Below are 12,653 nucleotides of genomic sequence, written 5' to 3' on the forward strand. Positions count from 1 at the left end.
CCCCTCTTTTTTATTTTTTTAATTTCTTTATTACATTCTGTCTCACCTTAACAGTATCAATCTCTGAGTAATCAGCAAGTTTTTCATCCAGAGATTCTTCCATAACCTCTTCTATATCATCCTTTTCAATAACTAATTTATCTGTTATCAATATTTTATGCAAACTTTCCATAAAAATGTTTCTAGCATTATATAGTTGTTGATGATTTTTCCTATATTCAGAATGTAAGTATGTTAATACTTCAATAGGTAAGAAAATAGGTCTTGTGTCATAACCACTAGGAAGCTTGGTATAAAAATGGTTAGCCATAGTATCATAATTATTAGTATCAAAATTATTCGAAATAAATATATGAGCACTCAACTGTTTTTTATTACTGAACTTTGTAATATGTTTAATTTGATTTAACATTTCAACATAATCGTGAGCTTTACGTTGCTCACCTTTAGATAGATCATACCCATTGGTATTCTTATTCAATTTACAGTCATAAGAAAATACATATTGATGCTGTTTGTCTTCTCCACCTTCTGTAACTGTGTACGTTAAAGCAAAAATCCCCTCAGGTACCTCTTTTCCTGACATTTTACTTCCCCACTTATCAGCATTCGGGAATATATCTTTAAGAATATTGAATACATCATCCTCAAAATCAGAAGGGGAATAACTTTTCCCAATTAGTTCTGGCTTTGGTAAGCTTTCAAGTATTTCTAATGATTTGGCTGCAACACTTGATAAATAAGATTTCGCTCGATGCTCTATTGACTCATATATCTTCTCAAAGAACTTTTCTGGCTTTTCCATGTTATACACTCTACCGAAGTTAATAGGGAATATACAATTATTATTATATTTCTCTATATTCTTTTCAAGAACTCCAACAAACACTATAACGGTAGGCGTTAGTGAGCGATTAATTTTTTCAAGAATTCTGTTGTGAATAGCTCCTTGATGAATAAGAATCTGTAATGATTCATTTGTTTGTCTATTGTCTAAGTTAATGAACTTATACTTACTTTTATAATACGTTTTCTCAGTATCTTTACTTAATTCCCAATCAGTTGAGCTACAAAAAGATTTAATTAGTTCTTTAACAAAGCCCTGTACAGATTTTATTGAAATATTAACTGAACTATATCCATCTTTTCTTAATTTAGGATTCCCACAACTTGGGCATTCTTTTAACTCACTCGAAATACTTTCTGTATAATCACAGTTCGGATTTTCACAAGAAATGATGATTTCAGATCCTTCAAAAATAATCTTATCCTGTATCAATCTATCAAAAATTTTCTGCTCTATATCTGTAAGAGCTTTTTTCAACGAAATAGTCATCAAATAATCTGTCAAATCAGCTTTTCCGACCGTAAATTTTGAATTTGATATTAATTTATTTAACGGGATTCCAAATTTACACAAAAACTTTTCTTGTATATCATTTTTTATTTCAGGTTCAATTCCGCTATCATCTAAAGAAAATATGATATTTCCATCTTCTAATACTGTTGATCTAATAGTTCTACTTACTTTAGAAGTTTTAAATGATATACTTTCTATATCTTTAATACTTTCCAAATCAATACACTCTCGTGTATATGCGTCTTTAACTGAGGGCAAAACGTCTCCGTTTTTCAACTCAAATGTTAAACCTGGTGAGTTAATCAAAGGACTGCTTCTGAACACAACCTTATTAACAACAAAATCCAATACCTCTTTATTTTCAGGTGGCGTTCCCTCTAAAACAGCACTTATAACTTCCTCCGGCTGATACTGATTAAATACCTCAGGCTTAATTTCAGTTAGCGACGTATCAAATGTTTTTTCTATATATTTCTTAATTCCTTCTTTTTCTTTTTGAAATTTTGATCTAATTTCTAAAAGGCCTGCTGTGACATCAATTTGAAACATAATTGAAACCACTTCTTTATTTCTAAATGGTTCATCAAAATCTGGCCTTGATGCATCATTTATTTGTCTGTATAACATTACAACAAGTTTTTCTTTCTCATGCTTTGCAAATGAAAACACCTTATATTTATTCTCCTGATTTGAATGGGCATACATATCATCAACAAAATCTTTTGCATACTCTGTAGGAATCTTATAGGCCTTATCAAAACTTACCTTTTTATTCAATGAAAATTGAATTCCTGTCCCCTTACTATCCCAATTATGCCAAGTATAAATTTGAATGATATGAACATGATTATTGTTAAATAACTGATATAACTGACATACTTGAGAATGTTTAAAGATAGTTTCGTAGTTTGAATTTATTGATACAGAATTGTAATATCTAATAACAGTTTTTTTCTTTCGATTCAAGAATTCTCTTAATATAATAATCTCTTTTTGCGAATCAATTGGTACTTCATTAAAGCATTCCACTTGTTCTTTCTTGTTGACATCTTTTAGGTCGACATTTAAAAGCGTTGCTAATTCTGCTAATTCATTAATGGTCACATTATTAAGCATACTCTTAAATCTAACCTCTACTTGAGATGTGGACAATTCATTAATTAAATCGATTGAAACTCCAATAAATCTCCAAAACTTTACATCGTTTTTATCACAATTTCCAAAATCTACATTTATTGACACTAGCATTCACCCTTTTTTCTTCTTTTTCTTCTTTTTATTTTCAGCTTTTTTAAAGGGTTAATCAAGACTTTTCCATTTATTTTACAAGATTTAGTTTTAATTCTATCATACAAGAACAGATGTTCTTGTTCAACTTTAAAGCTCTGAAGTTAGTTTTGATATACTTGTACAGTGATAACAATTCTAAAAGACAAAAGACCGTCGCTTAGACGGCCCATAAATTAATTTTAAATAATTATTTAATCTCCAAACGATACACAGTTGGTTCTACCTCTGAATAGATTAACTTTCCATCAAGAAGGTTGTATAATTTCAATCCTACTTCATTAACATTCATATACATTTCCTTCATAATTTCAATTTCCAATCCCTCTGAATTTTCTTGAATAACGAAGAATGAAAAGTCACCAAAGTAAAATACTGCTACTGAATCTGCCGAGCCTTTTACTGCATCTGTGCAATCAAGTGGGAATCCTAATAACATGTAACTTACTCCACCGTTTTTTTAAGGATAGTGTCTTTTTACGTTATTGAAAAGGATTCGATCCATTTATATTAGAATTTAACCGTTTAGACATCTGCATACATTCCTCTAATTCCGTTTTCGCTTCCGCGTCTTTCTTCGCTTCTGCCACCGCAATGGCTTCCTGTCTCTTTTCGCTCGGCTTTCTGAGAATCGCTCGTACACGCTCTAGGATATCCATTAAAAGTTACCTCTGAACATATAAGGACTATTAAAGAACTCCTTGTACATTTCCGCTGCTTTTTCCGGGCCATTTAGGTTAACAAGTGAACTAAGGCCCTTCATAATAGGTGATTGTCCTGCCATTTGTGTAACGATATGCTTTGCATTCGTTTTGCCGCCACTTTTAGCAATGAACACTTTATCCCTTTCTTTAGCTAGTGCATTCACTTTCCTAATTAATTGATTGCTATAAAACTGTTTTTTCATTTTGTCAAACGCCTTTCATAAACTTATTTTCGAGCATTTCGAATTATATTAATTGTATATAGTTAATACATCAGTAACTTTCTTCCTAACACGCTTATCCCTCTTTATTTCGTGCCATTCACCATTTATGTATAAAACCCATTAGACAGTTACACAAAATAGCATACAGAACAAACTGAGAAGCCATTTTTCATATTTTCGATTTTAAATGGAAAAGAACCCTGGATAAAAGGGCTCAAGTGTTAACCTTCAATTACTAACGTTTCGTTTACTTCTTTTCCCTCGGCTGCAATAGCTGGATTTTTAAGCACTTTTTGTTTGTCACTCTTTTTCGGCGTGTCCAGAACATCAACTCTCTTTTCAATCTTCACTGAATAGTCGACTCCAAGTATAGGAGATTTTAAATTACCCCATTTTGTACTTGTTTCCCATTTTCTATAAATCTTGTTTTCTACATAACGTAACACTTCATTTACTCGCTGATCTTCTGATTCGTTCGGATCATCATAGTAAAAAGTATATTTGTCATTAGGTTTGAAGTTGCTTTTGTTACGTGATAAAGCATTCTTTAACCAGTTTTCAACTTGTCCGTCCCTTTCTTCCTTTAATAAGTCCATCCGACCGAATAATACTTTCCCTGCATCTGTTAGCGGCGTTAGTTCAATATCATAAGTATGATAAGCATGTTTTCTTTCTCGTGCCGATAGAATCTTTTCATATAGTGTAATCATTATCGTAATACCTCCGATTTCGTAGAAGTAACCATTTCATATAGTTCGCGGTAATAACTTCCGTAAAGCACGTTACAATGCATTAACTTTCTGTGAGCTTCATGCATTTCATTTAGTTCTACATTAATAGCGGCAACTTCATCAGCAATAGACGTTTCTAAATCATCTTTTCGTTTGCATAACTCGATATACCGCTTGTCCATTGCTGCGATATCTTTCTTGATAACTTTCGCGGCTTGGTCTTTGTCTTCTTTGCTAAAAATAACAGTTGGAGTGTAACCGAATTTCCTTTCGGCTTCATACTCTTTTTCTAGTCCTTCAACGATCTTTGTAATATGGTTATATTCATCGCGTGATGCAACGTTTCTTTGGCATTCGCGAGCTAATTTAAGTTTTTCCAAGGTTGGAAGGCTTCTTTCTTCTGTTTTGATTCGTTGATAAAATAATTCTTTCAATTTTAAACTATTTTCTAAATGTGCCATGTTTTCATGACCTCCTGTTATATTATTATTTATATATCAAGTTCTTCATCGTCTTCAGCTTCTTCAATGTTGATACCTAAAAACTCCAGCAACTTTGACATAGACGTGATAACTTTTGTTAATTCTGAAATAGAATCATTCTTTTTGACTGATCCCGTTACACCCATTACAGATACGCCGCGTTCTTCAATATCTTCAATCAATTTGTTTTTGATATCGAAAAATTTCATGTACGTATTCACCATGTCTACGAATTGCATTTCGGTTTCTAGACCTTTATCTTTCAATTTAGACATCAGTAAATCATAAAGCTTTTGACGATCTACATTTGCGGATAGTTCTACCCACTTGTAACGGTGACGCCAATTGTTTAGCGTACTCTCTTTGACTTCTAATTCTGCTGCGATTTCTTTAAACGAGTATTTTCCACTTTTATACATTTCATAAGCTGTTTGTTTTTTGTCTTCATTTGAAATCATACTTTCATCACCCTTTCATCACTTGTTTTATTATTTTTTTAAAATGAAAATCACTATTTGACGTGTATATTTGAGTTTTGATAATCTAAATTTAACGAAACAAACGTTGATTTCATGCGGTTTATAGGTTCATAAGTAACAATTTAATTTACCGATTAAAAACATAAATGTTTTCCTAAAAAAATAGGAAAGCATCTTTTTTAGGCCTTTTTTTCTATTTTCCGCGCGCGAAAAGCAAAAAATAAAAAGACAAATCTCCCCCTCGCGTTGCCAGGTCCCCCATCAAATTGTTTCTAGAAATGTAACCGGGGGGTATTATAGAAAAATTTATTTTTAATTTTTGTTTACAAATGAACAATTCAATTCTTGTTTAATTAAATAGTTTTTAAAATATTTTATTTTCCTTCCACAGTTCTTTATCCTCCTGCCTTTAATCTCTCTGCAAACTTGATTCTTCTCATAATCTCAGCATGTTTATTTTTAATAAAACCTGCACTATAATTTAATTCCTCAGCTACTTTTTCTAGTGTCATGCCATCAATATATTTCAACTTAAATATTTTGTTTTCTAAACCATGAAACGTACTTATTAGCTCGACCATATCAGAAAGGTCATTTATCTTATGTGCCAATTCATATTCAATTACTTCAATACGGTCCTCCACTTTTGCCCCTTCTGATTCAGCGGTTAATCGTACTTTTTGCAAGTCCCCACTGACCCAGCGTTTTAATTCAGCTTTCGTTTTATCTAGGTTGCATTCTAAATGATCAATGTCCGCCTTTAATTCCTGATAATCTTTCAGCCAAAAAACAATTATCTATCACCTACTTAGATTCAATTTTCTTTTCTAACAATCTCTTTACCCGATAGTTTCATCTTCTTAAGGACATAGCCTGTACGAATATAAGGACTATCTTCCTCAAAACAATGTGCATCCCTGTGTCCTTCACCTGTTCCGTGGTGATGAAACTTTCTACAGTACTGACACCATGTACTAAGATTTCCTTTTTCATCACGTTCAATTGCTAATACGATTGGAGCTTTTTTAGTTGCCATTGGCTTACCTCCATTTTTTTTTAGTAATACGGGCTTATTACTTTTTGTTAAAACCTTGAAATGCTTACGGCTCTAAGCTTTATTGCCTTTTCTATAAAAATATCAGTAGTACGAGTAATAATAAGGTTTTGGACGTATTACCTTATTTCCCCTTACTCCCACAAGGGATTTGACTTATCAGTAATAAAAGTAATACATTTTTAAAATCAAAATACTTACATATATAAACTGAATTTTTTTCTTTTTTTTAAATACATGTGTATATCAAAATCCTTATTACTTTTATTACTCTTATTACTTTTACTGATTACCTCCTTGATTTATAAGGGTTTTGAACAGTAATAAGAAATTTTAAATAAAGTAATTCCCTATTACTCTTATTACTACTAATCTGAAAAATCCATATTAGCTTCATAAAAGTCAAACCCTAGTTCTCCTACAAGTTCCATATTTAACGGTATACCATTAAATTTCTTGCCCTTATGGCTTACAAGTTTGTAATCAACTACTTTACTTCCTTTTTCAACTGGAATTGTCATACCTCTCTTTAACCATTCACGTCTTACTTGCTTTTCTTCAACACCTAAGAAATCGGTAGTATAAGCTGGAGTCAAAAACAACTGTCTTTGTTTATCTTTATAAATTGCTTTAATAATTTTAGGCATATAATCATAAAATATGTTTTGTCTACTACTATCCAAATCCGTAAGTATCTCTTCTAAAAATTGAAGTGGCTTATCAATGGATTTATTTTCTTCTGCTATATCATCAAATAATGAGGAAATGGCTTTTAGATCAATATCAAAGTCCATTTTGCTTTTCAATATACTGCCTGTAAAATGAACTGCTGCATAATATCCAGCTAATCGGCTTAATACTTCATTACCTTTCGCTTTATCTACATAGTGTTTTCTAAACTTGTGATACTCTGGAGTAAGCTCTTTCTTATGTTTCAACCAAACTTTTAAGAACTCTATTCCTATCGCTCCATAATTGTTTTCCATTGCTTCATAAAGTCCCATGATATTGCTATGATCTTTCTTTAAAGGCTCGTCAATTAATGGGATAATCCTTGCAGCCGCTCCACCTTGATTTTTAGCGTACTCATTTAGAGAAACTTCACCTGTACTTAGTAAAATATTATGCCAAGTATACTCCCGCTGACTTCCTTTTAAGCTTCCTCTTCCTTTTGAACGTCCTCCACTGAAAGAATAAATAACATCTTTTAAAATACGTTCATCAGCTTTTCGTGTATCATCCAGTAATAAAGGAAAACTGTTTAGATAAGCTGATTTTCTTTCAATAGATACTTTTGTAGCATTCCATTCACTCATTAAGCTTTCATTACCCCAAACACTAGCAGCCACTTTTAATGTTGTAGTCTTACCCTGCGAAGTCGTTCCGCTTAAATCAACAATGAAAGGTTGTAAGCGTAAATCTTTAATAATGACACTCGCAAAACTAGAAAGTACAAAAAATACTGCCTTCGGTTGCTGCTTAATTCGTTCAAATACTTCTTTTTTCCATGTATCACTTGTTCCTTTTACTTCAAAGGCTTCAAGTAATTGTTTCTCACCATGATCTATGGACATAATTTCAACATCTTTAGTCACTAAAGGATGTATAAAAGTATCCTTTATATGTCCTAAACGTTCTACGGCATAATGTTGTTCTATACTATTAATCAATAGATAATGGTCAAAATAAGTAATGATTTTTTTAACGTTATTATCATTAACAGAAAAACCTTTATCACTTAGTTCTAATAATTCTTTTCTAACAGCAATAGTAGAAGCTGGCACAACTTCTCTTACCGTTCTATTGCTTTCCTTCCATTCAATTTCATAAAGCACTTGTGGACGTTCTATGTTATGGAATTCCTTTGTAATATATGGTGTTTTACGTGATACAAGCTTTGTTATCACATTTCCATCCTTATCCTCTCTTTCCTCAAAAAGTGTAGCTTTTTCTCCTACTTTAAAAGGCTTAGGAATGATTTTATTTTCGTTTTTACCTTCGGCATGCGCTTCAAAATTATTGTCAGATACATGCTGTCTTTCTGACTGGTTTGGTTCCCATTGAATAGCTGACTGCGTAAGGGTCTTTAATTCGTTATAAGGAAAATCAGTTTTATCTAAAAGAAAATACTCATAAATGAGCTCCATTGCCTGCATTATTTCCTCGTTAGGAACATTCCACGCTTTTAAATGTGTAGCAAACTTATACAGTGTGTCATTTCTGCTCCCCGAGCTTTCTATAGGTATTGGAAACATATAATCTTTAGATTTATCTGTATTTCTAACAGGCCTTAAATAGTGTGGTAATTCGTCCAGCTGATCTATGCTATTAGTTGCTATGTAGCGTCCTTCTGTGTTGTTTGTAGGAAAAACAATATATCCTGCTCCAGCTGTACGGGTATCAATGACCACACCTATTTGAGAGAAAAATTTCGTAATCTGTTTAATGTCTTGTGTCCTTTTCTCTTTAGCCGCAAAAACAAACTGCCATCCGTTTGGTGTTTTAATCGAATGGTGATGCCTGTTTTCTCCTTCAAGCAAATCTTTCACAAGTTCCCCTTGAACCTGGTCATCCACATCTATGATAATCCGCTCCTGGGGAATAACTGCTCCAATCCATCCGCCTTGGTTTATCCATTTATTTATTTCTAAATCATCTAATCCCTGGCTGTCTTTCCACTTACATACTGGCGTTTTCGCTTTTTGATACCCTTGATTTCCATTTGCATATCCAGTAAGCTTGATAATTTTTGCTCCAGGTAACATTTCATCAATTCTTGTTATATAGTGCGGCATGGTAACTTTCAAAAATGAGCACCTCCTTTTCGCTTAATAATGTTTTTAAGATGGACTATCACACTTGCTTTAATATTCGATTAATTTCTTTTAAAACTTTGATTGCTTTTGGATCAACGTTTTCCGCTTTTTCTAAAATCATATGTAACTTGTCTTCACGTATTTCAGCAGTTGTCATTAACCTATTCACCTCAATTGTTTCCAAATCGACGTTGCTACAAAATATCAAGCAATTTGAATTAATAAGTATTATCCACCTAATCTTTTATGGACTTTGTTTCCTATGCACACGCCAGCCAAAGCGTTGTTGTTTACCATTCATTTACAATTTCTGTTATTACTTCAAGAGCTCGCTTATAGAACCACCAACGTTTTCTGTTGCGACGTCGCTCTATTAATTTCATACGTGGATCAGATAAAATCTCATCTTCTAGGAATCTCTTACTCATTGATGTAATTACTGCTAATCTTTCAAGATCAACCATCAATAATGTTTCGTGAAGTTGTTGATCTATTTGCTGCAGTATGTATTCCTTAATGGCTTTTTCATCAATATTTACTTGCACATTTGCAGGAATCAAATAATTACCTCATCTCAATAATTTCTTTATATAAACAATTCTTATTTACCTTTCCGCAAATCGTTAAACAAGGTTAACAAGAATTATAAAAAATTTTTTCCACATCCTCTTCAAGTGAACGGGCTATTGAGAGTGCAATGGAAACACGTGTATCACCACCCTTTTCAATATTATAAAGAGTAGTTCTGCTCACACCAGAGCGTTTCGCCAATTCAATCTGCGATATTTTCTTTTTTTCTCTAACTTCTCTAAGTTTGTTAATCACGTTTAACACCTCTTGCTAATAATATATCATGGTGTTAAACTTATGTAAAGCACGATTAACAAAAAAATAAGGAGGTAATCCAATGGATGATTTCGGACAACTTTTAAGAGAACTTAGAGGTAATCATTCTTTAAGGGAAATGGCAAATTTAATAGGAATTAGTCATGTACAATTAAGTAATCTAGAAAAGGGTGTTGATCCTCGGACGGGGAAAATCAATCGCCCATCCATTGAAACAATAAAAAAGCTAGCCAAAGCTTACAACTATGATTGTGAAACACTAATAAAGAAGGCTGGATATTTTTTTCACTTCGATGAAAATAATGTAATGAGTGCAGAGGAATGGGAAAAAGCAGAGGAAGAATGGAAGAAAACAGAGGAATATAAAGAAATAGAGGAAGAAACTCAACGAAAATGGGAACAACACTGGGAAGAGTTAGAAAAAAAAATAAAGTTTGAAAAACAAATGATAGATACATTAAATAAATTGAACGACTCCAATCTACGCCTCCTAAACGAAATGGCAAATATCATGCTTAAAGCACAAAACTAAATTTACACATGTTTTTGAATAAATCCAATACCTATCCATTCCTATGCATACGCCAGCCAAAGCAATGAAAGGAATGGTAATGGTGAAGTTACACAAGTCAGCAAAAGAACCCGAAATATACTATTATTTCAATACAAAAAATGAAAAACTGTGGATGTATCGTCACAAGTATTATGACAACACAGGAAAAAGAAAAGAGAAGAAAAAAAGTGGATTTAAATCAGCAAAAGAAGCCATCAAATCTCTTTTAGAAGTGAAAGTTACAACACTACGTGGTGAATCTAAACAAGTTGAATATGATCAACTAACCATTGGAGAGTGGTTGGATATTTGGTATACCACCTATAAAAATAGTTGGAAACCAGCATCTAGGGCACAACGTGAAATGGCCATCCGCTTACAAATGAAACCATTGCTTGGCCATTTCAAGTTGCAAACTTTGGATAGAACAACATATAAGAGAGAATTTTTAAATGTACTTGAAAAGAAGTATAAACCAAGTACAGTTCATTTATTCCACACCCTATTTAAGATTGCTATTAATGCAGCTGTAGAAGATGAAATATTGTCTCGCAATCGCTTCACAAAAATCAAACTTTCAAATCGCGAAACTATCAAAGAAGAAAACAATAATTATTTCACACCTGAGCAATTAGTTGAATTTTTAACAATAGCTAAACGCGAAGAAAATGCCACAAACTATACATTTTTATTAACCGTTGCATACACAGGGGTTCGTAGAGGTGAAGCCTGTGGTTTACAGTGGAAAAACATTGATTTTGATAATAAAACAATAACTATTGAACGCACTAGGGATAATAAAGGTATACGATCACCCAAAACGAAAAATAGCTATAGAACAATTTTAATAGATGATGTATTAGTAAATCAATTAAAGATATACCGAAAATGGTGTATGAAGGTAATGTTGTCTTTTGGATACAAGCTAAAAGACGATTCTTTTGTATTTACATCATACCAAACTGGAAAACCTATAACAGATGGCTGTGTTTTTTATGCATTTAGAAGAGTATTAAATAAAACAAAGCTTCCTCCTATAACAATACATGGCTTACGTCATACACATTGCACTATATTATTAAATCAAGGTTTAAATGTAAAAGTGATTGCCGAACGTTTAGGGAATTCTCCACAAATGATTTATGAAATTTATGGTCATGTATTAAAGGAAATAGAATCCGTGTCAGTAGAGTTATTTAGTCAGAGTTTAACAAAAAATGGGGCTAATTTTGGGGCTAGTTAATAATAAACATGCTACAAATACTGATATAATAAGGGCTTTTGATACTATCGAATTCTATTTTTAATAGAATTCATCTTTTTTGTTTATATGTAATTTTTCAAACCATATAACTTATTCCATAAACAATAAAGTGTAAATCATAAATTTTGATTTTTCTTATATACCAACTTAACAAAGAGTAACTTTTCAATTGATTTATTTCTAATTTCCCACAAAAAATATAGCCCCACCTAATAAAATTAGGTGGGGCTATATACAAATGCCTGTTTAAATTTCAAACAAACATTGTAACAAGTTAGACGATATTAATACCTGCACTTACAAATCCAGCAACTGCAGCTATTGGACTAGCAGCTGTTAATGAAACATATAATAATACTTTATCCCCAGCGGCTACCGGAATTGCTTCAGGTATGATACCTGATGCTGTAGCACCAATCGCTATTACGGCAAATGCTGGTGCTAATAATAAAGGTGCGCCCTGTACTGTAAACGTATTACTTGCTGCAGGTGCAGTTAATATTTGTATCTGCACTTGAACAGGTGTTAATGGAGCTAATGCAGCTGTTGCACTAAAGAAACCTGCTAACGATGTAATAGTCCCTGCGCGTGGTGCTACAAATGCATAATCACCTATCCCTAACGCTAATGTGATACTTGTTCCACCCGTTAAAGCTATGCCAGGCTGACTAAATCCAAATCCAAGAAGAGTTCCTGTATTAGCTATTATCGCGTTAACTAACGCAGATGGTGTTGTACCTGAAGCAAACGGAATAATAGCTCCGCCACCAGTTGCTCCTGTTGCTCCTGTTGCTCCTGTTGCTCCTGTTGCTCCTGTTGCTCCTGTTGCTCCTGTTGCTCCTGTTGCTCCTGT

General features: G+C 32.9%; 15 protein-coding genes. 2 read left to right on the top strand and 13 right to left on the bottom strand.

What is annotated here, in order from left to right; all coding sequences use genetic code 11:
- Positions 1 to 10: 10 nt before the first annotated feature.
- The 12 genes from B5P40_RS16375 to B5P40_RS16425 form a co-directional block, all read right to left on the bottom strand.
- On the bottom strand, positions 11 to 2,602 hold the full coding sequence (locus tag B5P40_RS16375) for a hypothetical protein (protein ID WP_113709469.1): 2,592 nt from the start codon (positions 2,600 to 2,602) through the stop codon (positions 11 to 13).
- Positions 2,603 to 2,837: 235 nt separating this feature from the next.
- Positions 2,838 to 3,086: a phage major capsid protein gene (locus B5P40_RS16380; protein WP_113709470.1), complete on the bottom strand. Its 249-nt coding sequence runs from the start codon at positions 3,084 to 3,086 to the stop codon at positions 2,838 to 2,840.
- A 43-nt stretch (positions 3,087 to 3,129) separates the two neighbouring features.
- On the bottom strand, positions 3,130 to 3,306 hold the full coding sequence (locus tag B5P40_RS32820; protein ID WP_181462947.1) for a hypothetical protein: 177 nt from the start codon (positions 3,304 to 3,306) through the stop codon (positions 3,130 to 3,132).
- Complete coding sequence (locus B5P40_RS16385) at positions 3,306 to 3,554, bottom strand: hypothetical protein (RefSeq protein WP_113709471.1); 249 nt, start codon at positions 3,552 to 3,554, stop codon at positions 3,306 to 3,308. Before B5P40_RS16385 ends, B5P40_RS32820 begins: the two co-directional genes overlap by 1 nt.
- A 242-nt stretch (positions 3,555 to 3,796) precedes the next feature.
- Positions 3,797 to 4,285: a hypothetical protein gene (locus tag B5P40_RS16390; protein WP_002126070.1), complete on the bottom strand. Its 489-nt coding sequence runs from the start codon at positions 4,283 to 4,285 to the stop codon at positions 3,797 to 3,799.
- Positions 4,285 to 4,767: a DNA repair protein Rad50 gene (locus B5P40_RS16395; RefSeq protein ID WP_113709472.1), complete on the bottom strand. Its 483-nt coding sequence runs from the start codon at positions 4,765 to 4,767 to the stop codon at positions 4,285 to 4,287. The genes B5P40_RS16390 and B5P40_RS16395 overlap by 1 nt, the downstream gene beginning before the upstream one ends.
- A 29-nt stretch (positions 4,768 to 4,796) precedes the next feature.
- Positions 4,797 to 5,246, bottom strand: coding sequence for a terminase gpP N-terminus-related DNA-binding protein (locus B5P40_RS16400; RefSeq protein ID WP_016126713.1), 450 nt, complete (start codon positions 5,244 to 5,246; stop codon positions 4,797 to 4,799).
- Between the two features lie 416 nt (positions 5,247 to 5,662).
- Positions 5,663 to 6,061 carry a sigma-70 RNA polymerase sigma factor region 4 domain-containing protein gene (locus B5P40_RS16405; protein ID WP_113709473.1) on the bottom strand — a complete coding sequence of 133 codons (399 nt, stop codon included), beginning with the start codon at positions 6,059 to 6,061 and terminating at the stop codon, positions 5,663 to 5,665.
- A gap of 20 nt (positions 6,062 to 6,081) precedes the next feature.
- Positions 6,082 to 6,303 carry a hypothetical protein gene (locus B5P40_RS16410; protein ID WP_113709474.1) on the bottom strand — a complete coding sequence of 74 codons (222 nt, stop codon included), beginning with the start codon at positions 6,301 to 6,303 and terminating at the stop codon, positions 6,082 to 6,084.
- A gap of 386 nt (positions 6,304 to 6,689) precedes the next feature.
- Positions 6,690 to 9,128, bottom strand: a complete 2,439-nt coding sequence (locus B5P40_RS16415; RefSeq protein WP_113709475.1) for a DUF927 domain-containing protein — start codon at positions 9,126 to 9,128, stop codon at positions 6,690 to 6,692.
- A 299-nt stretch (positions 9,129 to 9,427) separates the two neighbouring features.
- Positions 9,428 to 9,697: a hypothetical protein gene (locus B5P40_RS16420; protein WP_113709476.1), complete on the bottom strand. Its 270-nt coding sequence runs from the start codon at positions 9,695 to 9,697 to the stop codon at positions 9,428 to 9,430.
- A gap of 73 nt (positions 9,698 to 9,770) precedes the next feature.
- Positions 9,771 to 9,962 carry a helix-turn-helix transcriptional regulator gene (locus B5P40_RS16425; protein WP_000608803.1) on the bottom strand — a complete coding sequence of 64 codons (192 nt, stop codon included), beginning with the start codon at positions 9,960 to 9,962 and terminating at the stop codon, positions 9,771 to 9,773.
- An 82-nt stretch (positions 9,963 to 10,044) separates the two neighbouring features.
- Here B5P40_RS16425 and B5P40_RS16430 point away from each other — a divergent pair, with 82 nt between their 5' ends.
- Both B5P40_RS16430 and B5P40_RS16435 read left to right on the top strand, forming a co-directional pair.
- Positions 10,045 to 10,515, top strand: a complete 471-nt coding sequence (locus B5P40_RS16430; protein ID WP_113709477.1) for a helix-turn-helix domain-containing protein — start codon at positions 10,045 to 10,047, stop codon at positions 10,513 to 10,515.
- A gap of 79 nt (positions 10,516 to 10,594) precedes the next feature.
- The gene (locus tag B5P40_RS16435; RefSeq protein ID WP_454659260.1) at positions 10,595 to 11,779 is read left to right on the top strand and encodes a site-specific integrase; all 1,185 of its coding nucleotides are present in this window, start codon (positions 10,595 to 10,597) and stop codon (positions 11,777 to 11,779) included.
- 295 nt (positions 11,780 to 12,074) lie between these two features.
- Here B5P40_RS16435 and B5P40_RS33500 read toward each other — a convergent pair.
- A partial coding sequence (locus tag B5P40_RS33500) for an exosporium glycoprotein BclB-related protein (protein ID WP_309252103.1) occupies positions 12,075 to 12,653 on the bottom strand: 579 nt, incomplete at its 5' end.

The organism is Bacillus sp. SRB_8 (genome assembly GCF_003264205.1).
Lineage (GTDB): Bacteria > Bacillota > Bacilli > Bacillales > Bacillaceae_G > Bacillus_A > Bacillus_A mycoides.